This window comes from Mycobacterium sp. UM_11, assembly GCF_001414075.1.
In the GTDB taxonomy this organism is placed as follows: Bacteria; Actinomycetota; Actinomycetes; order Mycobacteriales; family Mycobacteriaceae; genus Mycobacterium.
Genome location: NZ_LATC01000005.1, coordinates 19,426 through 40,925, shown reverse-complemented (window position 1 = coordinate 40,925; position 21,500 = coordinate 19,426). Strand labels below are relative to the sequence as shown.

Sequence of the window (21,500 nt, the reverse complement as noted above, 5' to 3'; positions counted from 1 at the left end):
GCTCCGCGGCCGGGTAGCCTGCTCACGTGCTGCTGGCTTCCCTGAATCCCGCGGCGGTCACCGCCACCGACATCGCCGACGCGGTCCGCATCGACGGCGCCGTGTTGAGCCGCAGCGACCTGGTGGGCGCCGCCACGTCGGTGGCCGAGCGGGTGGCCGGCGCGGACCGGGTCGCGATCCTGGCCACCCCCACCGCCGCGACCGTGCTCGCGGTCACCGGCTGCCTGATCGCCGGCGTGCCGTTCGTTCCGGTGCCCGCGGACGTCGGCGTCGCCGAACGCCGGCACATGCTCACCGATTCGGCGGTGCAGGCCTGGCTCGGTCCGGTGCCGGACGAGCCGGAGGGGTTGCCGCACATCCCGGTGCGCTTGCACGCCCGGTCGTGGCACCGCTACCCCGAGCCGTCGCCCGACGCCACCGCGATGATCATCTACACCTCGGGCACCACCGGGCTGCCCAAGGGGGTGGTGCTGAGCCGGCGCGCGATCGCCGCCGACCTGGACGCCCTGGCGCAGGCCTGGCAGTGGACGGCCGACGACGTGCTGGTGCACGGCCTGCCGCTGTTCCACGTGCACGGGCTGGTGCTGGGCCTGCTCGGGTCGCTGCGGGTGGGAAATCGCTTCGTGCACACCGGAAAACCGACGCCGGCGGGCTACGCTGCGGCTTGTTCGGAGGCCGGGGGCACCCTCTATTTCGGCGTGCCGACCGTGTGGTCGCGGCTGGTCGCCGACGAGGCCGCCGCCCGCGCGCTGCGCCCGGCCCGGCTGCTGGTTTCGGGGAGCGCACCGCTGCCGGTGCCGGTGTTCGAGCGGCTGGAGCGGCTCACCGGGCACCAGCCCGTCGAACGGTACGGCGCCTCCGAATCGCTGATCACCCTGTCCACCCGCGCGGACGGCGAGCGGCGCGCCGGCTGGGTGGGCCTGCCGCTCACCGGCGTGCAAACCCGCCTGCTCGACGACACCGGCTCCCCTGTGCCGCACGACGGGGAAACCGTTGGGCGCCTTGAGGTTCGGGGTCCGACGATGTTCGACGGGTACCTGAACCGCCCCGAGGCCACCGCCGAGGCGTTCGACGCCGACGGGTGGTACCGCACCGGTGACGTCGCGGTCGTCGACGCCGCCGGGATGCACCGCATCGTGGGCCGCGAGTCGGTCGACCTGATCAAGTCCGGCGGCTACCGCATCGGCGCCGGCGAGATCGAAACGGCGCTGCTCGGGCATCCCGGGGTAACCGAGGCCGCCGTGGTCGGGATGCCCGACGAAGACCTGGGCCAGCGCATCGTCGCGTTCGTCGTCGGCTCGGCCGACCCCGACGAGCTGATCAATTACGTCGCGCAGGAGCTGTCGGTGCACAAGCGGCCGCGCGAGGTGCGCCTCGTCGACGCGCTGCCCCGCAACGCGATGGGCAAGGTGCTCAAGAAGCAGCTGCTGTCCGACGGCTGACCCATCCGCAGGAAGTTGCCAGCTTGCGCGCCGGGCAAGACCGGGCGGCTTCACCTACCGTCGTAACCGTGAATCGGCCCAGGACCCCCATGCGGCGAATAGCGGCCGCGTGCCTCGTCGGGTCGGCCATCGAGTTCTACGACTTCCTGATCTACGGGACCGCGGCGGCCCTGGTGTTTCCCACGGTGTTCTTCCCGCGCCTGGGCGCGACGCTGGCCACCGTCGCCGCCATGGCGACGTTCGCGACGGCGTTCCTGTCCCGCCCGCTGGGCGCGGCCGTCTTCGGATACTTCGGCGACCGCCTCGGACGCAAGAAAACGCTGGTCGCGACGCTGCTGATCATGGGCGTATCGACCGTGAGCGTCGGATTGGTCCCCGGCACCGCGACGATCGGGATCGCGGCGCCGTTGATCCTGATCGTCCTGCGGTTGATGCAGGGGTTTGCCGTCGGCGGCGAATGGGCCGGGTCGGTCCTGCTGAGCGCCGAGTACGCGCCCACCGGCAAACGCGGCTGGTACGGCATGTTCACCCTGCTCGGCGGTGGCACCGCCGGCATCCTGGCCAGCCTGACCTTTCTCGCCGTCAACCTGACCATGGGCGAGAACAGCCCCGCGTTCATGGACTGGGGGTGGCGGGTGCCCTTTCTGATCAGCAGCGGGCTGATCGGCATCGCCCTCTATGTGCGGCTCAACATCGACGAAACGCCGCTGTTCGTCGAGGAGAAGGCTCGCGACCTGGTGCCCAAGGCGCCGCTGGCCGAGCTGTTGCGGTTCCAGCGGCGCGAGATCGTGCTGGTCGCGGGCGCATTCCTGGGCGGGATGGGATTCGTCTACCTGGGCAACACCTTCCTGGTCATGTACGCCCACAACCATCTGGGCTATTCGCGCAGCTTCATCTGGGGTGTCGGCGCCCTGGGCGGGCTCACCAGCATTGGGTTCGTGGCGTTCTCGGCGTGGCTCTCGGATCGGGTGGGGCGGCGCCGGGTGATGCTGTGCGGCCTCGCGGCGTGCCTGCCCTGGGCGTTCGCGGTGATCCCGCTGCTGGACACCGGCAAGCCGGTGCTCTACGCGGTCGCCGTCATCGGCATGTTCGGCGCCGCGGCGGTGGCCAACGGGCCCACGGCGGCGTTCGTGCCCGAGCTGTTCGCCACCCGCTACCGCTACAGCGGCGCCGCGGTGGCGATGAACCTGGCCGGCATCCTCGGCGCGGCCGTGCCGCCGCTGATCGCGGGAACGTTGCTGGCGACCTACGGCGGGTGGGCGGTCGGGCTCATGATGGCCGGCCTCGTCGCGGCCAGCTTCGTGTCGGTGTATCTGCTGCCCGAAACCAGGGGAACCGCGCTGGGCGCCGCCCCGGCCGCCGACAGGGTCTCCGCCGAGGTCTAGCCGGCCTCAGTTGGCGTGCAGGTCCTCGTTGAGGGCGATGCCCTGACCGCCGCGGGCCACCACTTCGACGGCCCCGCTGACCGAATTGCGGCGGAACAACAGGTTGTTGCCGCCGGACAGCTCCAGGGCCTTGAGCACCTGGCCGTCGGGCGTGGCGACCTTGGTGCCCGCGGTCACGTACAGGCCGGCCTCGACAACGCAGTCGTCGCCCAGCGAGATGCCAAGCCCCGCGTTGGCGCCGAGCAGGCAGCGCTTGCCGATCGAGATGACCTCGGTGCCGCCGCCGGACAGCGTGCCCATGATGGACGCGCCGCCGCCGACGTCCGATCCATCGCCCACCACGACGCCGGCCGAGATGCGGCCCTCCACCATCGACGCGCCCAGCGTGCCGGCGTTGTAGTTGACGAAGCCCTCGTGCATCACCGTCGTACCGGGCGCCAGGTGGGCGCCGAGGCGCACCCGGTCGGCGTCGGCGATGCGCACCCCGGTGGGCACGACGTAGTCGACCATCCGCGGGAACTTGTCGATGCCGTAGACGGTCACCGGGCCGTGCCGGCGCAGCCGGGCCCGCACGGCCTCGAATCCTTCGATCGCGCACGGGCCGCGGTTGGTCCACACCACGTTGGTCAGTACCCCGAACAGGCCGCCGGCGTTCAGCCCGTGCGGCGCCACCAACCGATGCGACAGCAGATGCAGCCGCAGGTAGGCGTCGTAGGCGTCGGCGGCCACGTCGTCGAGCGAGCCGATCACCGTGCGCACGGCGATGGTTTCGGTGTGGCGGTCGTCGTCCCGGCCGACGAGCCCGACCAGCTCCGGCGGGACGTCGGACAGCGCGAGCCGCGAGGTGCCGCCGGTGCCCGACTCGGTCAGTTCCGGTGCGGGGAACCACGTGTCGAGGATCGATCCGTCGGCGGCCAGCGTCGCCAGCCCGATGCCTACAGCTGAAGTCACGGCGGTCAGGTTACTTGCCGCGCGGCAGCGGATAACCTTGGACCCGTGCTGGACTTGCGCGGGGACCCCATCGAGCTGACCGCGGCGTTGGTCGACATTCCCAGCGAATCGCGGGACGAGGCGCGCCTGGCCGACGAGGTCGAGGCCGCGCTACGCGCCCAGACGTCGGGGTTCGAGATCGTCCGCAACGGCAACGCCGTGCTGGCGCGCACCCGCAACCATCGGCCGTCGCGGGTGCTGCTGGCCGGGCATTTGGATACCGTCCCGGTCGCCGGCAACCTGCCCAGCCGCCGCGAGAACGGCGACCTGTACGGATGCGGCGCCGCGGACATGAAATCGGGTGACGCGGTCTTCCTCCATCTGGCCGCCACGGTGGCCGACCCGGTCCACGACCTGACGTTGGTGTTCTACGACTGTGAGGAAATCGACGCGGCCGCAAACGGTTTGGGCCGCATCGAGCGCGAGCTGCCGGACTGGTTGACCGCCGACGTGGCCGTGCTGGGCGAACCCACCGGCGGCTACATCGAGGCGGGCTGCCAGGGCACGCTGCGGGTGGTGATCTCGGCCGCCGGGACGCGCGCGCATTCGGCGCGATCATGGTTGGGCGACAACGCCATTCACAAGCTGGGCGCCGTGCTGGACCGGCTGGCCGCCTACCGTGCCCGCACCGTGGACATCGACGGCTGCGAGTATCGCGAGGGCCTGTCCGCGGTGCGCATCGACGGCGGCGTGGCGGGCAACGTGATTCCCGACGCGGCCGCGGTCACGGTCAACTTCCGGTTCGCCCCCGACCGGTCGGTGGCCGCGGCGCTCGAGCACGTGCACGAGGTGTTCGACGGCCTGGACGTGCACATCGAGCAGACCGACGCCGCCGCGGGTGCGCTGCCCGGGCTGTCCCAGCCCGCCGCCAAGGCCCTGGTCGAGGCCGCCGGCGGGCAGGTCCGGGCGAAGTACGGGTGGACCGACGTCGCGCGGTTCGCCCAGCTGGGCATCCCGGCGGTCAACTTCGGACCAGGTGACCCGAACCTGGCGCACAAGCGCGACGAGAGCGTGCCGGTCGCCAACATCACCGCCGCGGTGGCCATGCTGCGCGGCTACCTCGGCGGCTAGTCAGCCCCGGCAGCGCTGGGCCTGCGCGGCCGCGTCGGCGGCGGCAGCGCGCATCCCCACCGCGGCCAGGTCCTCGGACACCGCCAGCAGCGCCGCCCCGTCGCCGGCGGCCAGCGCCTGCCCGTGCGCCAGCGCGAGTTTGCCTGCGACGCAATCGATCTCGTCGCAGAGCCGGCCCAGCGGGTCGGCCGCGCGGATGTCGCCGAGCCGCACGGCGTCGTGCCAGGCGCGCAACGCGACGGCCCGCTGGCCGCCGCGTTCGGCCATCCGGGCGGCATCGCGGGCGGCGGCCACGGCGCCGTGCGAGTCGCGCATCGAGGCCAGGCGCCACGCCCGCGCGACGCCGAGCTCCGGCGCGAACAGCGCTGATTTGGTTCCGTGCCGGGATTCCGCTTTGGCCAACGCCTTTCCCACGGCCGCCACATCGCCGCGCTGGGCCAGGGCGGTGGCCAGCAGCGTCAACGACAGCGGCCCCCACGAATAGCCGGTGCGTTGCAGCGTGCCGGCCGCCGGGCCGAGTAACGCTGCGGCCCGGTCGAATTCGCCGTCGGCGAGCAGCACATGCGCCAGCAGCACCTCACCGATCGCCCGGCCCGGCTGCTGCAATTCGGCGAAATCGGTGAACTGCTGGGCTAGTTCGCGGGCCGCGTCCAGCCGGCCGGCCATCAACAACGCGGTGGTCTGCCCCAGCCCAATCGTGAAGCGCAGCAACCCCGGATGCTCGGCGGCCAGGGCGCGCTGGGCCAGCGGCTCGACATCATCGAAACGGCCTTGCCGGGCCGCGCACAGCGCCGCCGCGCTGGCCGCCCAGGCCACGGCCTGGTCGTCGGCCTCCGGGGCGGCCAGCACCTCGCCGGCGACCTTGACGGCGTGCGCGACGTTGCCGGCGTTCATCGCGAACGTGGCGCTCAGCGCGTCGAGCGTGGTGCGCGGGCCCGCGTCGGTGATGCGGCCGCGGATGGTCCGCAGGAACGCGGTCGCCCGCTCGGGCTCGCCGAGCATCCAGAACTGGTTGGCCGCGCGCAGCAGCGCCCAGTCCATCAGGGCGGCTTCGGTCAACGCGCCGGGATCCAGGCCGGCCAGCACCGCGTCCGCTTCGCGGCCGCGGCCCTGCCACCCCAGGGCGTGCGCCAACGCGAGCCGCGCCGCCAACCCGCCGGACCGCTCCAGCGCCGCGCGCGCCAGCCGTTCCCCGAGCGCGAGGTCGCCCAGCCGCAGCGCCTGCTGCGCGGCGGCGACCACCTCGGCCGTCGGCTGGGGGGCGTCGCTGTCCAGCGCCAGGCCGGCCAGCCGGAGCCGGTCGCTGAGGTGGTCCGAGGGATGCTGCGACAGCAGCCGCACCAACTCGGTGCGCCGCCGCCGCGCGCCGTCGCCGCCGAGGGCCGCGCGCGCCCGCTCGGCGAACTGCGGGTGGGCCGTGTACACCACCGGGTCGTCCGAGGCCCCGCCGCGCTCCCGCGTTTCCACCGCCCCGCAATCGGCCGCCTGCGCAACGGCTTCCGCGGAGGTGAGCGCGGTCAGGTCGGCGAGCGCCAGCGGCTCGGCGACGGCCAGGTACTCGAGCACCGACCGGGCCGCTTCGGGTATCTCGGCGAGGAACGCGTCGATCGAGGCCGGCGTGCCGGCGTCGCCGGGCGGCTCGATGTCGATGCGGGGGAGCAGGCCGTCGGTCCACAGCGCCGCGACGGCCTCGGGGGACGAATCGGCGCGGCCGGTGACGATCATCCTGGCCGCGCCGGCCCGCGCCAGCTGGTACACCAGCGTGGCCGACAGGATGTCCAGGTCGTGGGCGTCGTCGACGACGAGCAATAGGTCGGGCCCGTCCAGCGACGCCCGCGCGGCCCGCAACAGCGCGGCCGGCTTGCCCAGCTCGGCGATCTGCACCAGGTGGTTGAAGGCGCCGAAGGGAACCGCGCGCTCGGTCGGGGTGCCGGTGACCCAGCGCACGCGCGTGCCGGGGTGGCGGTCGCCGAAATCCTCGGCGGCCGTGCGGGCCAGCGTCGACTTGCCGCAGCCGTCCGGGCCGAGCACGACGCTCCCGCGGCCGGTCGCCAGCGCCGCCTCCAGCCGCTGAAGGGCCGACGCGTGCTGGGGGACGTTCCATCGAATCGGCATCGCCGGATTTTATGGCGCGCGGTGTGCCGCCCGCAGCAAGCTTGGTCTACCTTTCGTTGTATGCGCGACTGGGCGGTGTGCGTGTACTGCGCGTCCGGACCGGAACATCCCGAATTGCTCGCCGTCGCTGCCGAACTCGGCGAGGCGATCGCCGAGCGCGGCTGGACCCTGGTGTGGGGCGGCGGCCGCGTGTCGGCGATGGGCGCGGTCGCCACCGCGGCGCGCGCCCGCGGCGGCCGGACCGTGGGCGTCATCCCCCAGATCCTGATGCGCCGCGAGATCGCCGACACCGAGGCCGACGAGCTGATCGTCACCGAGACCATGCACGAGCGCAAACAGGTCATGGAGGACCGCTCCGACGCGTTCGTCGTGCTGCCCGGTGGCGTGGGCACCCTCGACGAATTGCTGGACTCGTGGACCACCGGCTACCTCGGCCTGCACCGCAAACCCATCGTCCTGCTGGATCCGATCGGGCATTACGAGGGCCTGTGGGCCTGGCTGTGCGGGCTGCTCGACAGCGGCTACGTCGGGCAGCCGGCGATGGACCGGTTGTTGCTGGTCGACAAGGTGAGCGCCGCCCTGGAGGCCTGCGCGCCCGAATGAGTGCGCGGCCCCTACTAGGCTGACCGCCGGATTGTTTACGCAGAATCGAGGGATGACGTGGCCGATCACGACGGGGGAGCGCGCACCGCGGTCAAACTGACCGATATCGCAGCTCGGGCGCCGCGCCTGCTGGCCGATTTCCCGGCGATCGTGCGGGGGGCGAGGACCGGGCTGCTGGCCCAGCCGGGCTCGAAGAAGTCGATCGGCACGGTGTTCCAGGAACGGGCCGCCCGCTACGGCGACCGGGTCTTCCTGCGGTTCGGCGACCAGCAACTGACCTACCGCGACGCCAACGCCGCCGCCAACAGGTACGCCGCGGTGTTGGCCGCGCACGGCGTCGGCCACGGCGACGTCGTCGCGATCATGCTGCGCAACTCGCCCAACGCGGTGCTGGCGATGCTGGCGGCGGTCAAGTGCGGCGCGGTCGCCGGCATGCTCAACTACCACCAGCGCGGCGAGGTGCTGGCGCACAGCCTGGGCCTGCTGAAGGCCAAGGTCCTGATCGCCGAGACCGACCTCGTCAGCGCGGTGGCCGAGTGCGGCGGCTCGGGCGACACGGAAACGATGACCGTCGAAGACCTGGAACGCCTCGCCGCCAGCGCCCCGGCCACCAACCCCGCCTCGGCGTCGGCCGTGCAGGCCAGGGACACCGCGTTCTACATCTTCACCTCGGGCACAACGGGTTTCCCGAAGGCCAGCGTGATGACCCACCTGCGGTGGCTGAAGGCGCTCGCGGCGTTCGGCGGCATCGGGCTGCGGCTGAAGAGCTCCGACACCCTGTACAGCTGCCTGCCGCTGTACCACAACAACGCGTTGACGGTCGCGCTCTCGTCGGTGATCAACTCCGGGGCGACGCTGGCGCTGGGCAAGTCGTTCTCGGCGTCGAAGTTCTGGGACGAGGTGATCGCTGCGGAAGCCACCGCGTTCATCTACATCGGCGAGATCTGCCGGTACCTGCTCAACCAGCCGCGCAAGCCCACCGACCGTGCGCATCGGGTGCGGGTGATCGCGGGCAACGGGCTGCGCCCGGAGATCTGGGACGAGTTCACCAACCGGTTCGACATCGCGCGGGTCTGCGAGTTCTACGCCTCCAGCGAGGGCAACACCGCGTTCATCAACATCTTCAACGTGCCCAGGACCACCGGGGTCTTCCCGATGCCGCTGGCCTACGTGGAGTACGACCCCGACACCGGAGCCCCGCTGCGCGACGACAACGGGCGGGTCCGGCGGGTGCCGCCGGGGGAGCCCGGCCTGCTGCTCAGCAAGGTCAACCGGCTGCAGCCGTTCGACGGCTACACCGACAAGGAGTCGAGCGAGAAGAAGCTGGTGCGCAACGCCTTCCGCGAGGGCGACGTGTGGTTCAACTCCGGCGACGTGATGAGCCCGCAGGGCATGGGTCACGCCGCGTTCGTCGACCGCCTCGGCGACACCTTCCGGTGGAAGGGGGAGAACGTCGCCACCACGCAGGTCGAGGCCGCGCTGGCCTCCGACGACTCCGTGGAGGAGTGCACGGTGTTCGGGGTCGAGATTCCCCGCACCGGCGGTCGCGCCGGGATGGCCGCGGTCAAGCTGCGCGACGGCGCGGAGTTCGACGGCAAGTCCCTGGCCGCCGCGGTGTACGGCCAGCTGCCCGCCTACGCGTTGCCGCTGTTCGTGCGGGTGGTCAAGTCCCTCGAGCACACCACGACGTTCAAGAGCCGCAAGGTCGAGCTGCGCGAGCAGGCCTACGGTTCCGACGTTGAGGACCCGTTGTACGTGCTGGCCGGCCGTGACGAGGGCTACGTGCCCTACTACGACGAGTACCCCGACGAAGTGGCCGACGGTAAGCGCCCCAAGGGCTGAGTGTGCGGCTGGCCGCACATTCGGCGTCGAGCGTGCGGCTGGCCGCACAGTCGATCCCCGGGCCGCGCCCGGCGCGGTGACCGGGCACCATGGACGTGTGCAGTCGACGTTCTGCGGCCGCCCGGTCGCCGGTGATCGCCCGCTGATCATGGCGATCGTCAATCGCACCCCGGATTCGTTCTACGACAAGGGGGCGACCTTCAGCGACGAGGCCGCCCGCGACGCCGCGCACCGCGCCATCGCCGAGGGCGCCGACGTCGTCGACGTCGGCGGCGTCAAAGCCGGGCCGGGCCAGGACGTCGATGCGGACACCGAGATCGCCCGGTTGATCCCGTTCATCGAGTGGTTGCGCGGCGCCTATCCGGACCAGCTGATCAGCGTCGACACCTGGCGCTCCGAGGTGGCCAAGGTGGCCTGCGCGGCCGGGGCGGACCTGATCAACGACACCTGGGGCGGCATCGACCCGGCCCTGGCCGAGGTGGCCGCGGAGTTCGGCGCCGGCCTGGTGTGCTCGCACACCGGCGGTGCGCTGCCCCGCACGCGTCCGTTCCGGGTGAGCTACGGGACCACCACGCGCGGCGTCGTCGACGACGTCATCCGTCAGGTCACCGCCGCGGCCGAGCGCGCGGTCGCCCGCGGGGTGGCCCGCGACCAGGTGTTGATCGACCCGGCCCACGACTTCGGCAAGAACACCTTTCACGGGCTGCTGCTGTTGCGCCATGTGAGCGATCTTGTTAATACCGGATGGCCCGTGCTCATGGCTTTGAGTAACAAGGACTTCGTCGGGGAGACTCTGGGTGTGGAATTGACCGAGCGGCTGGAGGGAACGTTGGCGGCCACCGCGATGGCGGCGGCCGCCGGCGCGCGGATGTTTCGGGTGCACGAGGTCGCCGCGACCCGGCGGGTGCTGGAGATGGTGGCCGCCATCCAGGGCGTGCGGCCGCCGGCGCGCACGGTGAGGGGGCTGGCATGACGGCGTCCGACCTGTTCAGCGACGCCGCCGTGCTGGCCGCCGGGCCCGGTGACGCGTGGCTGGCCGATCGCAGCTGGAACCGTCCGAGCTGGACCCTCGCCGAACTCGAGGCCGCCAAGGCGGGACGGACCATCTCGGTCGTGCTACCGGCGCTCAACGAAGAGGACACCATCGAATCGGTGGTCGACAGCATCTCGCCGCTGGTGGACGGCCTGGTCGACGAGCTGATCGTGCTGGACTCCGGCTCCACCGACGACACCGAGATCCGCGCGGTCGCCGCCGGCGCCCGCGTCGTCAGCCGGGAGCAGGCCTTACCCGAGGTGCCGGTCCGGCCCGGCAAGGGGGAGGCGCTGTGGCGCTCGCTCGCGGCCACCAGCGGCGACATCGTCGTCTTCGTCGACTCCGACCTGATCAGCCCGCACCCGATGTTCGTGCCGTGGCTGGTCGCCCCGCTGCTCACCGGCGACGGCATCCACCTGGTCAAGAGCTTCTACCGGCGGCCGCTGCAGGTCGGCGACGTCGGGGGTGCCGCGGGCACCACCGGCGGCGGACGCGTCACCGAGCTGGTGGCCCGGCCGTTGCTCGCCGCGCTGCGGCCCGAGCTTGGCTGCATCCTGCAGCCGCTCGGCGGGGAGTACGCCGCCACCCGCGAATTGCTCGCGTCGGTGCCGTTCGCGCCCGGCTACGGCGTGGAGATCGGCCTGCTGCTGGACACCTTCGATCGGTTGGGCCTGGAGGCGATCGCCCAGGTCAACCTCGGGGTTCGCGCCCACCGCAACCGTCCGCTCGCCGAGCTGGGGGCAATGAGCCGCCAGGTCATCGCGACCATGCTGTCGCGCTGCGGGGTCCCCGACTCGGGGGTCGGGTTGACGCAGTTCTTCGCCGACGACCGGGAGGGTTTCGGCTACACCCAGCACACGTCGCCGGTGTCGCTGGCGGACCGCCCGCCCATGACGGTCCTGCGGCCGCGCTGAGGCCACGCTGGTTCGTCGCGGTGTCGGTGGCATAGGGCAGTATCGACGGCGTGGCGTTGGTGTTGCTGTATCTGGTCGTGCTGGTGCTGGTGGCGATCGTGCTGTTCGGTGCCGCGAGTCTGCTGTTCGGTCGCGGTGAGCAGCTGCCGCCCCTGCCGCGCGGGACCACCGCGACGGTGCTGCCCGCCTACGGGGTGACCGGCGCGGACGTCGACGCCGTCAAGTTCACCCAGGTGCTGCGCGGATACAAGACCAGCGAGGTGGACTGGGTCCTGGACCGGCTCGCCCGCGAGCTCGAGGCGCTGCGCGGCCAGCTGGCCGCGGTGCACGCCCCCGCGGCGGCGGAGGACGAACCCGGGGAACCCGAGGGCGGCGAGGAGCGTCAGGACTAGATGTGAGCGATGACGGGCTGGTTCGGTGCGGCTGGGCGGCCATTCGGCCCGGACCCGACTTCGAGATGTACCGCGACTACCACGATCAGGAGTGGGGCCGCCCGGTGCACGACGGGGTGGCGCTGTTCGAGCGGATGAGCCTGGAGGCCTTCCAGAGCGGGTTGTCGTGGCTGATCATCCTGCGCAAGCGGGAGAACTTCCGGCGCGCCTTCGCCGGGTTCGATTTCGAACGGGTCGCCGGCTATACCGACGCCGACGTGCAGCGGCTGATGGCGGATACCGGAATCGTGCGCAACCGGGCCAAGATCGACGCGACGATCGCGAACGCGCGCGCCGCCGCCGAGCTGGGCACCCCGGCGGACCTGTCCAAGCTGCTGTGGTCGTTTGCGCCGGAACCTTGCCCCCGCCCGGCCGACGGCTCCGAAATCCCCTCGGCCACTGCGGAATCGAAGGCCATGGCCCTCGAGCTCAAGCGGCGCGGCTTCCGCTTCGTCGGCCCGACCACCGCCTATGCGTTGATGCAGGCCACCGGGATGGTCGACGACCATATCCAGGGCTGCTGGGTGCCTTCCCCCCGGTGACGGCGCGGGCCGCGAGTGGCCGGCAAACCCCGAGAACCGGGTCTTTGTACAACTCGTGACCTGGATAGGGAACAATGGAGGCGTGATTTGGCAGTTCGATGTCGGGTATGGCTGGAAAATCGCTGGCGGGGCATGCTCGGCGCCGACCGGGTCCGCAAGGGCGGGCCGGCTCGAACCTGGAGGGAGCACTCGATGGCGGCGATGAAGCCCCGGACCGGCGACGGTCCTCTGGAAGCAACCAAGGAGGGGCGCGGCATCGTGATGCGGGTACCACTTGAGGGAGGCGGTCGACTGGTCGTTGAGCTGACGCCCGACGAAGCCGCCGCACTCGGTGACGAACTCAAGGGTGTCACGAGCTCCAGCTGACGCGCGCCCGCGCACGGCTGCCCGCGGCCCTAGGCGCACACCTTTCGGTAGATGTCCAAGGTCTGCTCCGCCACCCGGGCCCAGGAGAATTCCTCGACGCAGCGCTGACGTCCCGCCTCGCCGTAACGCTTCGCCTTCTCGGGGTCGGCGACGAGCTCGTTGACCGCCTCGGCCAGCCGGACCTGGAACCCGGTCGGGTCGCCGGGGTCGTAATGCACCAGCGAACCGGTCACCCCGTCGGCCACCACCTCGGGAATTCCGCCGACGTCGGACGCCACCACCGCCGTCGCGCAGGCCATCGCCTCCAGGTTCACGATGCCGAGCGGCTCGTACACCGAGGGGCACACGAAAATTGTTGCCGCCGATAATATTTCGCGTAGTTCGCCGATGGGCAGCATGTCCCTGATCCAAAACACGCCCTGCCGGTTGTGGGCCAGCCGCGCCACCGCGGACCGGATCTCGTCGGCTATCTCGGGGGTGTCGGGGGCGCCCGCGCAGAGCACGACCTGCACCTGCGGATCGAAGTGGTGCGCCGCCGCCACCAATTGGGCGACGCCCTTCTGCCGGGTGATCCGGCCGACGAACGCGACGGTCGGCCGCTGCGGGTCAACCCCGAGTTCCGCCAGCACCGAACCCGTTTGCATCGGCCCCGCCGGATGCCAGACGCCGGTGTCGACGCCGTTGCGGATGACGTGCACGACGCTGGGATCGAGGGCGGGGTAGACCCGCAGGATGTCCTCGCGCATGGCGGAGCTGACCGCGATGACGGCGTCGGCGGCCTGGACCGCGGTGTGCTCCACCCACGTCGACACCCGGTAGCCGCCGCCGAGCTGCTCGGCCTTCCACGGCCGTAGCGGCTCGAGCGAATGCGCCGTCAGCACGTGCGGGAGGTCGTAAAGCAGCGCGGCCAGGTGACCGGCCATGCCGGTGTACCAGGTGTGCGAATGCACCACGGTGGCCGCCGATACGGCGTTGGCCATCAGCAGGTCCGAGGACAACGTCGACAGCGCCGGGTTGGCGCCCTGCAGGCGCGGATCGGGCTGGTGCACGAAGGCGTTCGGCCGCGGCGCGCCCATGCAGTGCACGTCGACCGCGCACAGGCGGCGCAGTTGGGCGACCAGTTCCGTGACATGTACCCCGGCTCCCCCGTAGACCTCCGGTGGGTACTCCCGAGTCATCATCGCCACCCGCATACCCGCACGGTAGTTCGGCGGCGACGAGGCCCGCGAGTCGGGCCGAGAAGACGCCGAATATCGAGCCGCGCGGCGGTGACGAGGCCCGCGAGTCGGGCCCGGTTCTGGGTGACCGGCCGGCGGGACCAAATACCTTGACGGACAGCCGCACAGAACACCGCCAATAGCGCGGTCCCCCTGGCAGCGTTTCCCGAGGGCCGATAGGTTTGACCCATGAGGGAAGCGCCGCACGTGCTGGGCATTGTCCTGGCCGGGGGTGAGGGCAAGCGGCTGTATCCGCTGACCGCGGATCGGGCCAAGCCCGCGGTTCCCTTCGGCGGCGCCTACCGATTGATCGACTTCGTGCTGTCCAACCTCGTGAACGCGCGCTATTTGCGCATCTGCGTTCTCACTCAGTACAAGTCGCATTCACTGGACCGTCACATTTCGCAGAACTGGCGGTTGTCCGGGCTGGCCGGTGAGTACATCACCCCGGTGCCCGCGCAGCAGCGGCTGGGCCCCCGGTGGTACACCGGCTCCGCCGACGCGATCTACCAGTCGCTCAACCTGATCTACGACGAAGATCCCGACTACATAGTCGTTTTCGGCGCCGACCACGTGTATCGGATGGACCCGGAGCAGATGGTCCAATTCCACATCGAAAGTGGGGCGGGCGCGACGGTCGCCGGCATCCGGGTGCCCCGCGGCGAGGCCACCGCATTCGGGTGCATCGACTCCGACGACTCCGGCCGCATCCGCGATTTCGTGGAGAAGCCCCTGGACCCGCCGGGAACACCCGACGACCCCGACTCGACGTACGTGTCGATGGGCAACTACATCTTCACCACCAAGGTGCTCATCGACGCGATCCGCGCGGACGCCGACGACGACCACTCCGATCACGACATGGGCGGTGACATCATCCCGCGCCTGGTGGGCGACGGGCTGGCCGCGGTGTACGACTTCAGGGACAACGAGGTGCCCGGGGCAACCGACCGCGACCGCGGCTACTGGCGGGACGTGGGAACGCTCGACGCCTTCTACGACGCGCACATGGACCTGGTGTCGGTCCACCCGGTCTTCAACCTCTACAACAAGCGCTGGCCGATTCGGGGCGAGTCCGAAAACCTGGCGCCGGCCAAGTTCGTCAACGGCGGCTCGGCGCAGGAGTCGGTCGTCGGGGCGGGCAGCATCATTTCCGCGGCGTCGGTGCGCAATTCGGTGCTGTCGTCCAACGTCGTGGTCGACGACGGCGCGATCGTGGAGGGCAGCGTGATCATGCCGGGCGCCCGGGTCGGCCGGGGCGCGGTGGTGCGCCACGCCATCCTGGACAAGAACGTCGTCGTCGGGCCCGGCGAGATGGTCGGCGTGGACCTGGAGAAGGACCGCGAACGCTTCGCCATCAGCGCCGGCGGTGTGGTCGCGGTGGGCAAGGGCGTCTGGATCTAGCCGCGCCGGGCGGCTACCACACGTTCGGCAGCAGCCGGTAGGGCACGTGCTCGGCGTACTCGCGGTAGCCGGGCAGTTCGGTGTAGAGCAGCTTCTCCTCGTCCAGGATGCGCAGCACGAGCAGCGCGACGCCCGGGATGATCAACAGCAGCGCCCAGTACGAGCCCAGCGCCAGCGGCATGCCCACCATCATGATCACGTTCCCGGCGTACATCGGGTGGCGGATGGACTTGTAGAGACCTTCCGAGGCCACCTTCTGGCCTTCCTCCACGGTGACGGTGGCGGCGGCGTAGCTGTTCTCGATGATCACCCGCATCGAGAGCCCCAGCCCGGCCGCTATCAGGACCACACCGACCAGGCACAGCCATACGGGGACCGTCGACCAGCCCATCCGATGGTCGAACGCGCTGAACGCCATGATCACGAAGAGGATCCCGAACGCGCCGGCGCTGATGATCTTCTGGGCGGTTCGGCTTTCCGCCTGTGGTCCCGCGTGCATGCGGCGCTGCAGCGCGTCCGGGTGTTTCCGCGCCAAATAGATTGTCGGGATGATCGATACCACGGTGAAGATGGAGATGAACACCCATCCCTGCCAATAGCGGATGGTGCCGGCCGGCACGAATAGGACCAGGGCGTAGGCGGCGATCCCGAGGATCGAAGACACCGCTAATCGAACACCGATCTTCATGCCGCTCCTAACCGCGCAGATCGCGTCGTCGAAAAGCCACGGCTCCCAGGGCGATCAGTGTGGCATCGATGGCGAGCAACCACAACAGCGGCGCGGCCGTGAAATCTTTGCTGACGCGCGGGATGTGAGCGAACGGCTCGAAGTCGAGCACCCACTGCGGGAACCCGGCCAGGGAACCGATCAGGTACAGGGCGACGAAGCCGACGAGAACGCCCCAGGCCACGGGCGTGAATCGCGGTGCGACACCGAACAAGAGGACGGTCACCGCGCACATCAGCCACACGGCGGGCAGTTGAACGGCCGCGCTTGCCACGACAACGGCCACCTTGCCACCGACGTCCCCCGCGGCGGCGCCGTAGACGAGGCCGCCCGCCAACCCGCTGACCAGCATCGCCACCGTGGAGCCCAGCAACGCGGCCAGCACGTGGCTGGCGAGCCACCGATCGCGCGACACCGCGCCGGCCAGCGTCGTCTCGGCGCGTTGGGCCGACTCCTCCTGATGTAGCCGCAAGGTCAGCGAAACCGAGAACGCGGCCGCGGCCATGCCCAGCATCGTGAACGCGACGGCGATAAAGGCTTCCGCCAAGGCGTTGGTGCCGCCCATTCGGACGACGATGTCGCGGGCGGCGTTGCTGTCGCCGAGCTGCGCGCCGATGCCTTGCACCACGCTGCCCATCAGGAGGCCGTACAGGCACAGGCCCACGGTCCACAGCACCAGCGCCCCGCGGTCCAGCCGCCACGCCAGCCCGAACACGTTGCCGAGCGCGGGCGCGGCGGCGCCGGGGCCGGGGCGCTCGGCGAACAGGCCCGCGCCCACGTCCCGGCCGGCGAGGAGCCGATACGCCACCGCGGTGAGCGCGACGGTGGTTACCAGGTGCAGCATCAGCACCGGCCAGTGGTCACCCGCGTAGGGGCGGACTTGCAGCGACCAGCCCAGCGGCGAAAGCCAGGACAGCGCACCGGAACCCGCGTCGCCGAGGGCGCGCAGCGTGAAGGCGGCCGCCAGGATCGCAAACGCCGTGCCGCGCGCGACCCGCGCGCTCGGCGACAGCTGCGCGGCCACTGCGGCGACGGCGGTGAACACCAGCCCGGAGCAGGCCAACGCCGCGCCGAAGGCGAGCGACCCGCCGGGCGCGACATCGGTGGTGAGCAGCCCCGCCGCGCCGATCGCTCCGGTGGCGATGCTGGCACCGAACGACAACAGCAGGGCGGCGCTGAGGCTGGCGTAGCGACCGACCGCGGTCGAGTCCACGAGTTCGGTGCGGCCGGCCTCCTCGTCCGCGCGGGTGTGCCGGATGACGGTCAGGATGACGGCCACCGCGATCAGCATGTGGAACATTCCGGCCTTCCAAATGCCAACGGCCCCAAGGCTGTCGTTGTAGACCTGCCCGTAGAGCGCGCGTTGTGCGGGGCTTGCCATGATGGAAGCCGCGAACCCGGCGCGGGCGGCCTGGGTGGGGTAGACCTTTTCGATGCTGCCGACGTACACCGTTGCCAACGGCACCGACAGCAGCAGCACCCACAGGGGCAGCGCGATGCGGTCGCGCCGCAAGTAGAGCCGCAGCATGCCCAGCGTTCCCGCGAAGTTCGGCCGACGTGGCGGCGCGGGGTGGGCCGGCCGGTGCGACCGATCCAGGGTTGCGGTGCTCATGATGCGGCCACCTTGTCCGCGGTGTCGTAGTGGCGCAGGAAGAGTTCCTCGAGGGTCGGCGGCTGGCTGACCAGGCTGCGCACGCCCGCGTCGCCCAGCGCCCGGATCAATTCTCCGAGGCTCTCGCCGTCGACCTGGGCGCGCACGGTGTTGCCCTCGACGCTGACGTCCTCGACGCCCTTGATGCGCGTGAGGTCGCCGGGGTCGCCGGTCATTTCGGCCTTGATCGAGGTGCGGCTCAGATGGCGCATCGAGTCCAGCGACCCGCTCTCGACGGTCTTGCCGGCCCGGATGATGGTCACCCGTTCGCACAGCGCCTCGGTCTCGGCCAGGATGTGGCTGGACAGCAAGACCGTTGCCCCGTCGTCACGCGCCTCGGCGACGCACTGCTGAAAGACGTTCTCCATCAACGGGTCCAGGCCGCTGCTCGGCTCGTCCAAGAGCAACAGGCGGGCCCGCGAGGAGAAGGCGGAGATCAGCGAGACCTTCTGCCGGTTGCCCTTCGAGTAGGTCCGCGCCTTCTTGTGTGGGTCGAGGTCGAAACGCTCGATCAGCTCGGCGCGACGCTTGTGGTCGATGCCGCCGCGCATGCGGGCCAGCATGTCGATGGTCTCGCCGCCGGTCAGCGTCGGCCACAGCGTGACATCGCCTGGCACGTAGGCGATCTGGCGGTGCAGCGCGACCGCGTCGGTCCAGGGATCGCCGCCCAGCAGCCGCACGCTGCCGCCGTCCGCCTTGACCAAGCCCAGCAGGATGCGCATCGTCGTCGACTTCCCGGCGCCGTTGGGGCCGAGGAAGCCGTGCACTTCACCTTCGCGCACCGAGAGCTCGAGGCCATCCAGCGCGCGCACCGACCCGAAATTCTTTATCAGGCCGTGAATTTCGATGGGCGCTGCATTGTCAATCGTCATGTGATCCTCCTTGATCTTCGGCGGCCAGGAACGCGTCGTACATGGTCCGGTCGACCATCAATCCCTCGGTGTAGATCTCCAGGGCCGGCAGCACCATGTCTCGGGCATAGTCGCGTAGGACTGCCCGCAGATCCGTTGGGGTTTCGTGCATTTGCAGGTAGAGCAAGAACCCCCCGCCGCCGGTGATGCCCAGGTATTTGGCCCTCGCCTCGGGGTCGCGGCTGGGCTTGATCGTGCCGGCGCGCACGCCCTCTTCCATGTAGGCGGAGGTGTTGTCGATCATCCTGCGCCACATCATGTTCGCCAGCTCGCCGCCGGTCTGCATGCTGCGGACCACGTAGGCCATCAGCGGCGCGTACTCCTCGATCTCGGCCAACTGCGCGAACCAGGTGGCCGGGTCGTTGGAGCGAATCGCCTCGGACTTCTGGTTGTAGATCTGATCGGCGATGTAGTCCTCGCAGGCCTTGCGCAGGCCCTCCTTGGAGCCGAAGTGGTGAATCACCAGCGCGGCGCTGACGCCGGCGGCCTCCGCGATCTTGCGCAGCCCGACCCCGAAGCCGTGCTGGCCGAACTGCTCGATGGCCGCGTCGCGGATCCGGGCGGCGGCGGTCAGGTCGGCTGAACGCATGTTCAGTACGCTAAACGTCTGTTCAGTCGCGAGTCAAGGAGGTGTCGCGTCAAGAATTCGTATAGATCGTCGGGCGGTCGTCTACGCGTCGCCGCGGCGGCGCGGTCAGTCGCGGACCGCGGCCAAAATCCCGTCGCCCAGCGGCACCAGGGCCGGGGTGAGCCGCTCGTCCTCGGCGATGAGCCGCGCCGCTTCCCGCACCGCGGCCACCTCGGCGTCGCGGGCGGCGGGATCGCCGGCCCGCCCGCCGAGGGCGGCCCGGTGCACGACGATGACGCCGCCCGAGCGCAACAGCCGCACGCCCTCCACGACGTAGTCCGGCTGGTCGACCGGGTCGGCGTCGACGAACACGAGGTCGTAGGACTCGTCGGCGAGCCGGGTCAGCACCTCCTGGGCGCGGCCGCTGATCAACCGCGTGCGCGACGGTCCGATGCCGGCCTCGGAGAAGGCCTGCTTGGCCAGCCGCAGATATTCGGGCTCGATGTCGATGGTCGTCAGGACGCCGTCGTCGCCCATGCCGGACAACAGCCAGAGCCCGCTGACCCCCGCGCCGGTCCCCACCTCGGCGACGGCCTTGCCGCCGCTGAGCTTGGTCAGCAGGCTCAGCAGGGCCCCCACCGCCGGCGTCACCGCCCCGGCGCCGATGTCCACGGCGCGCTCGCGGGCGGCGGCCAGCAGGGCGTCTTCCGAGATCGACCCCTCGGCGTGCGCGATGAGGGATTCGGCTCGACTGGGCGCCGCCTGGTCGGGGGTTTCTGCGTCGGTGCCGTCCATGCCCGCAGCGTATTCCACTCTGGTGTGCGGCCCGACATGGCGCGCCTAAGGCGGCCCGGCACGACACACCCGGCGAAGCCGATGCGTTTAACTTCACGCCGCCGCGGATATGTCCTGCACAGCGCTGGTAACGATACGGTTTCTCAGCCTGAGCTCAGATTGTTCATATATCGCACATACGCCGATACGCGACGGTGTCCCTATGGATCGCGGAGCGCGTTGGGACGGGAATACGGACTGGCGGCTACGTGTTGCCGTCTGTGACGACTTGTCGCTTTTCGGCAGGACGGATTCGGAGGATCTGATCATCACCACGCTTTTGGGCCCGGCCAGCATGTCGCACCCGCAGGACTGCCCCGCGGACGAGTGGGTGGAGCCGTCCGAGGGTTTGCAAGGCACCGCGGTTTTCGACGCGACCGGGGACAAGTCCACGATGCCCTCGTGGGACGAGCTGGTGCGTCAGCACGCCGACCGGGTCTACCGGCTGGCCTACCGCCTCTCCGGCAATCAGCACGACGCGGAGGACCTCACCCAGGAGACCTTCATCCGGGTTTTCCGGTCGGTGCAGAACTATCAGCCGGGAACGTTCGAAGGCTGGCTGCACCGCATCACCACCAACCTCTTCCTCGACATGGTGCGCCGGCGCGCGCGCATCCGGATGGAGGCGTTGCCGGAGGACTACGAGCGGGTGCCCGCCGACGAGCCCAACCCCGAAGAGATCTACCACGATTCGCGGCTGGGCCCGGATTTGCAGGCGGCCCTGGATTCGCTGCCGCCGGAGTTCCGCGCCGCGGTCGTGCTGTGTGACATCGAGGGCCTGTCCTACGAGGAGATCGGCGCGACCCTGGGCGTGAAGCTCGGCACCGTGCGCAGCCGCATCCACCGCGGCCGCCAGGCCTTGCGCGACTACCTGGCCGCGCACCCCCAACCGGGCGCCGCGGCCCACGCCGAGTCGGCGTAGCCGACCGCCCGAATCGGCACACCCGGGTTCGCCGCTTGGGGATAAGCCAGCGGATTTGCGGTATTGACACGCGATATTGCGCACCGCCTCGCGCTACATTCGAGGGGTAGGCGCAACGAAAGGACCCGGTGATGCCCGATCGAGGACATCTCTTCCGGCGCGCGTTCTCCTGGCTCCCCGCACAGTTCGCCTCTCAGAGCGATGCGCCCGTCGGCGCGCCGCGCCAGTTCGGTTCCACCGAGCACCTTTCCGTGGAGGCCATCGCGGCGTTCGTCGACGGTGAGCTGCGCATGAACGCGCACCTGCGGGCGGCGCATCACTTGTCGCTGTGCCCGCAGTGCGCGGCGGAGGTCGACGACCAAAGCCGGGCCCGCGCCGCGCTGCGCGACTCACATCCCATCCGCATCCCCAGCACGCTGCTCGGCATGCTCGCCGAGATTCCCTACGATTCGCCCGACGACGCCACCACCCGGGCATCCGACCGATTCGCTGACCGCGACGCCCGTGAGCAGCGCAAGCGCCCCTAGCTCGG

21 protein-coding genes are annotated in these 21,500 nt (G+C 70.5%); 13 read left to right on the top strand and 8 right to left on the bottom strand.

All coding sequences use genetic code 11. The features are described from left to right. Positions 1–26 precede the first annotated feature (26 nt). Together WU80_RS02635 and WU80_RS02630 are read left to right on the top strand one after the other, a co-directional pair. A complete protein-coding gene (locus WU80_RS02635) occupies positions 27–1,442 on the top strand; it encodes an acyl-CoA synthetase (RefSeq protein ID WP_055398783.1) in 1,416 nt (471 codons plus the stop codon). 89 nt (positions 1,443–1,531) lie between these two features. Next, positions 1,532–2,827 (top strand): MFS transporter, encoded by a 1,296-nt coding sequence (locus WU80_RS02630; RefSeq protein WP_055398781.1) that lies wholly within the window; start codon positions 1,532–1,534, stop codon positions 2,825–2,827. 6 nt (positions 2,828–2,833) lie between these two features. On the opposite strand, the gene dapD is transcribed toward WU80_RS02630, so the two are convergent. Continuing rightward, on the bottom strand, positions 2,834–3,787 hold the full coding sequence (gene dapD, locus WU80_RS02625) for a 2,3,4,5-tetrahydropyridine-2,6-dicarboxylate N-succinyltransferase (protein ID WP_156349382.1): 954 nt from the start codon (positions 3,785–3,787) through the stop codon (positions 2,834–2,836). Between the two features lie 36 nt (positions 3,788–3,823). On the opposite strand from dapD, the gene dapE reads away from it, so the two are divergent. Continuing rightward, a complete protein-coding gene (gene dapE, locus WU80_RS02620) occupies positions 3,824–4,888 on the top strand; it encodes a succinyl-diaminopimelate desuccinylase (RefSeq protein WP_055398777.1) in 1,065 nt (354 codons plus the stop codon). Here the strand turns inward: dapE and WU80_RS02615 are convergent, their stop codons facing one another. Further along, the gene (locus tag WU80_RS02615; protein WP_055398775.1) at positions 4,889–7,003 is read right to left on the bottom strand and encodes a hypothetical protein; all 2,115 of its coding nucleotides are present in this window, start codon (positions 7,001–7,003) and stop codon (positions 4,889–4,891) included. It abuts the gene before it with no gap. A 60-nt stretch (positions 7,004–7,063) separates the two neighbouring features. On the opposite strand from WU80_RS02615, the gene WU80_RS02610 reads away from it, so the two are divergent. The 7 genes from WU80_RS02610 to WU80_RS02580 all read left to right on the top strand — a co-directional run bounded on the left by WU80_RS02610 (position 7,064) and on the right by WU80_RS02580 (position 12,734). After that, positions 7,064–7,606, top strand: a complete 543-nt coding sequence (locus WU80_RS02610; RefSeq protein WP_055398773.1) for a TIGR00730 family Rossman fold protein — start codon at positions 7,064–7,066, stop codon at positions 7,604–7,606. A gap of 57 nt (positions 7,607–7,663) precedes the next feature. Continuing rightward, positions 7,664–9,448, top strand: coding sequence for a long-chain-acyl-CoA synthetase FadD6 (fadD6, locus tag WU80_RS02605; protein ID WP_055398771.1), 1,785 nt, complete (start codon positions 7,664–7,666; stop codon positions 9,446–9,448). Between the two features lie 97 nt (positions 9,449–9,545). Beyond that, positions 9,546–10,421, top strand: coding sequence for a dihydropteroate synthase (gene folP, locus WU80_RS02600; RefSeq protein ID WP_055398933.1), 876 nt, complete (start codon positions 9,546–9,548; stop codon positions 10,419–10,421). Then, positions 10,418–11,395, top strand: coding sequence for a glucosyl-3-phosphoglycerate synthase (locus WU80_RS02595; protein WP_055398769.1), 978 nt, complete (start codon positions 10,418–10,420; stop codon positions 11,393–11,395). The genes folP and WU80_RS02595 overlap by 4 nt, the downstream gene beginning before the upstream one ends. 50 nt (positions 11,396–11,445) lie before the next feature. Further along, a complete protein-coding gene (locus WU80_RS02590) occupies positions 11,446–11,787 on the top strand; it encodes a DivIVA domain-containing protein (protein ID WP_055398767.1) in 342 nt (113 codons plus the stop codon). 2 nt (positions 11,788–11,789) lie between these two features. Beyond that, positions 11,790–12,368, top strand: coding sequence for a DNA-3-methyladenine glycosylase I (locus WU80_RS02585; RefSeq protein ID WP_055398765.1), 579 nt, complete (start codon positions 11,790–11,792; stop codon positions 12,366–12,368). Between the two features lie 192 nt (positions 12,369–12,560). Continuing rightward, entirely contained in the window at positions 12,561–12,734 is a 174-nt protein-coding gene (locus WU80_RS02580; RefSeq protein WP_003878471.1) for a DUF3117 domain-containing protein, read from the top strand. A 29-nt stretch (positions 12,735–12,763) separates the two neighbouring features. Here the strand turns inward: WU80_RS02580 and glgA are convergent, their stop codons facing one another. Beyond that, positions 12,764–13,927: a glycogen synthase gene (gene glgA / locus WU80_RS02575; protein ID WP_055398761.1), complete on the bottom strand. Its 1,164-nt coding sequence runs from the start codon at positions 13,925–13,927 to the stop codon at positions 12,764–12,766. 213 nt (positions 13,928–14,140) lie between these two features. On the opposite strand from glgA, the gene glgC reads away from it, so the two are divergent. Beyond that, positions 14,141–15,355: a glucose-1-phosphate adenylyltransferase gene (gene glgC / locus WU80_RS02570; protein ID WP_055398759.1), complete on the top strand. Its 1,215-nt coding sequence runs from the start codon at positions 14,141–14,143 to the stop codon at positions 15,353–15,355. A gap of 13 nt (positions 15,356–15,368) precedes the next feature. Here glgC and WU80_RS02565 read toward each other — a convergent pair whose 3' ends face one another. From WU80_RS02565 to WU80_RS02545, 5 genes are all read right to left on the bottom strand, one after another. After that, positions 15,369–16,043, bottom strand: coding sequence for an isoprenylcysteine carboxylmethyltransferase family protein (locus WU80_RS02565; RefSeq protein ID WP_055398756.1), 675 nt, complete (start codon positions 16,041–16,043; stop codon positions 15,369–15,371). 7 nt (positions 16,044–16,050) lie between these two features. Further along, positions 16,051–17,694, bottom strand: a complete 1,644-nt coding sequence (locus tag WU80_RS02560; RefSeq protein ID WP_156349381.1) for an ABC transporter permease — start codon at positions 17,692–17,694, stop codon at positions 16,051–16,053. Next, entirely contained in the window at positions 17,691–18,605 is a 915-nt protein-coding gene (locus tag WU80_RS02555; RefSeq protein WP_055398754.1) for an ABC transporter ATP-binding protein, read from the bottom strand. The genes WU80_RS02560 and WU80_RS02555 overlap by 4 nt, the downstream gene beginning before the upstream one ends. After that, entirely contained in the window at positions 18,595–19,233 is a 639-nt protein-coding gene (locus WU80_RS02550; RefSeq protein WP_055398753.1) for a TetR/AcrR family transcriptional regulator, read from the bottom strand. The genes WU80_RS02555 and WU80_RS02550 overlap by 11 nt, the downstream gene beginning before the upstream one ends. Before the next feature lie 105 nt (positions 19,234–19,338). Further along, entirely contained in the window at positions 19,339–20,007 is a 669-nt protein-coding gene (locus WU80_RS02545) for an O-methyltransferase (protein WP_055398751.1), read from the bottom strand. Positions 20,008–20,209: 202 nt separating this feature from the next. Here WU80_RS02545 and sigE point away from each other — a divergent pair, with 202 nt between their 5' ends. Both sigE and rseA read left to right on the top strand, forming a co-directional pair. Further along, positions 20,210–20,968, top strand: a complete 759-nt coding sequence (gene sigE / locus WU80_RS02540) for an RNA polymerase sigma factor SigE (protein WP_055398749.1) — start codon at positions 20,210–20,212, stop codon at positions 20,966–20,968. A gap of 131 nt (positions 20,969–21,099) precedes the next feature. Beyond that, positions 21,100–21,495: an anti-sigma E factor RseA gene (rseA, locus tag WU80_RS02535; RefSeq protein ID WP_055398747.1), complete on the top strand. Its 396-nt coding sequence runs from the start codon at positions 21,100–21,102 to the stop codon at positions 21,493–21,495. The last annotated feature ends 5 nt before the right edge of the window (positions 21,496–21,500 follow it).

Excerpts from the sequence above, each read along its gene's own strand:
- WU80_RS02630 (WP_055398781.1), top strand. The coding sequence starts at position 1,532 with ATGCGGCGAATAGCGGCCGCGTGCCTCGTCGGGTCGGCCATCGAGTTC.
- WU80_RS02615 (WP_055398775.1), bottom strand. The coding sequence starts at position 7,003 with ATGCCGATTCGATGGAACGTCCCCCAGCACGCGTCGGCCCTTCAGCGG.
- WU80_RS02610 (WP_055398773.1), top strand. The coding sequence starts at position 7,064 with ATGCGCGACTGGGCGGTGTGCGTGTACTGCGCGTCCGGACCGGAACAT.
- WU80_RS02595 (WP_055398769.1), top strand. The coding sequence starts at position 10,418 with ATGACGGCGTCCGACCTGTTCAGCGACGCCGCCGTGCTGGCCGCCGGG.
- WU80_RS02580 (WP_003878471.1), top strand. The coding sequence starts at position 12,561 with ATGGCGGCGATGAAGCCCCGGACCGGCGACGGTCCTCTGGAAGCAACC.
- glgA (WP_055398761.1), bottom strand. The coding sequence starts at position 13,927 with ATGCGGGTGGCGATGATGACTCGGGAGTACCCACCGGAGGTCTACGGG.
- glgC (WP_055398759.1), top strand. The coding sequence starts at position 14,141 with ATGAGGGAAGCGCCGCACGTGCTGGGCATTGTCCTGGCCGGGGGTGAG.
- WU80_RS02565 (WP_055398756.1), bottom strand. The coding sequence starts at position 16,043 with ATGAAGATCGGTGTTCGATTAGCGGTGTCTTCGATCCTCGGGATCGCC.
- WU80_RS02560 (WP_156349381.1), bottom strand. The coding sequence starts at position 17,694 with ATGAGCACCGCAACCCTGGATCGGTCGCACCGGCCGGCCCACCCCGCG.
- WU80_RS02555 (WP_055398754.1), bottom strand. The coding sequence starts at position 18,605 with ATGACGATTGACAATGCAGCGCCCATCGAAATTCACGGCCTGATAAAG.
- WU80_RS02550 (WP_055398753.1), bottom strand. The coding sequence starts at position 19,233 with ATGCGTTCAGCCGACCTGACCGCCGCCGCCCGGATCCGCGACGCGGCC.
- WU80_RS02545 (WP_055398751.1), bottom strand. The coding sequence starts at position 20,007 with ATGGACGGCACCGACGCAGAAACCCCCGACCAGGCGGCGCCCAGTCGA.
- sigE (WP_055398749.1), top strand. The coding sequence starts at position 20,210 with ATGGATCGCGGAGCGCGTTGGGACGGGAATACGGACTGGCGGCTACGT.
- rseA (WP_055398747.1), top strand. The coding sequence starts at position 21,100 with ATGCCCGATCGAGGACATCTCTTCCGGCGCGCGTTCTCCTGGCTCCCC.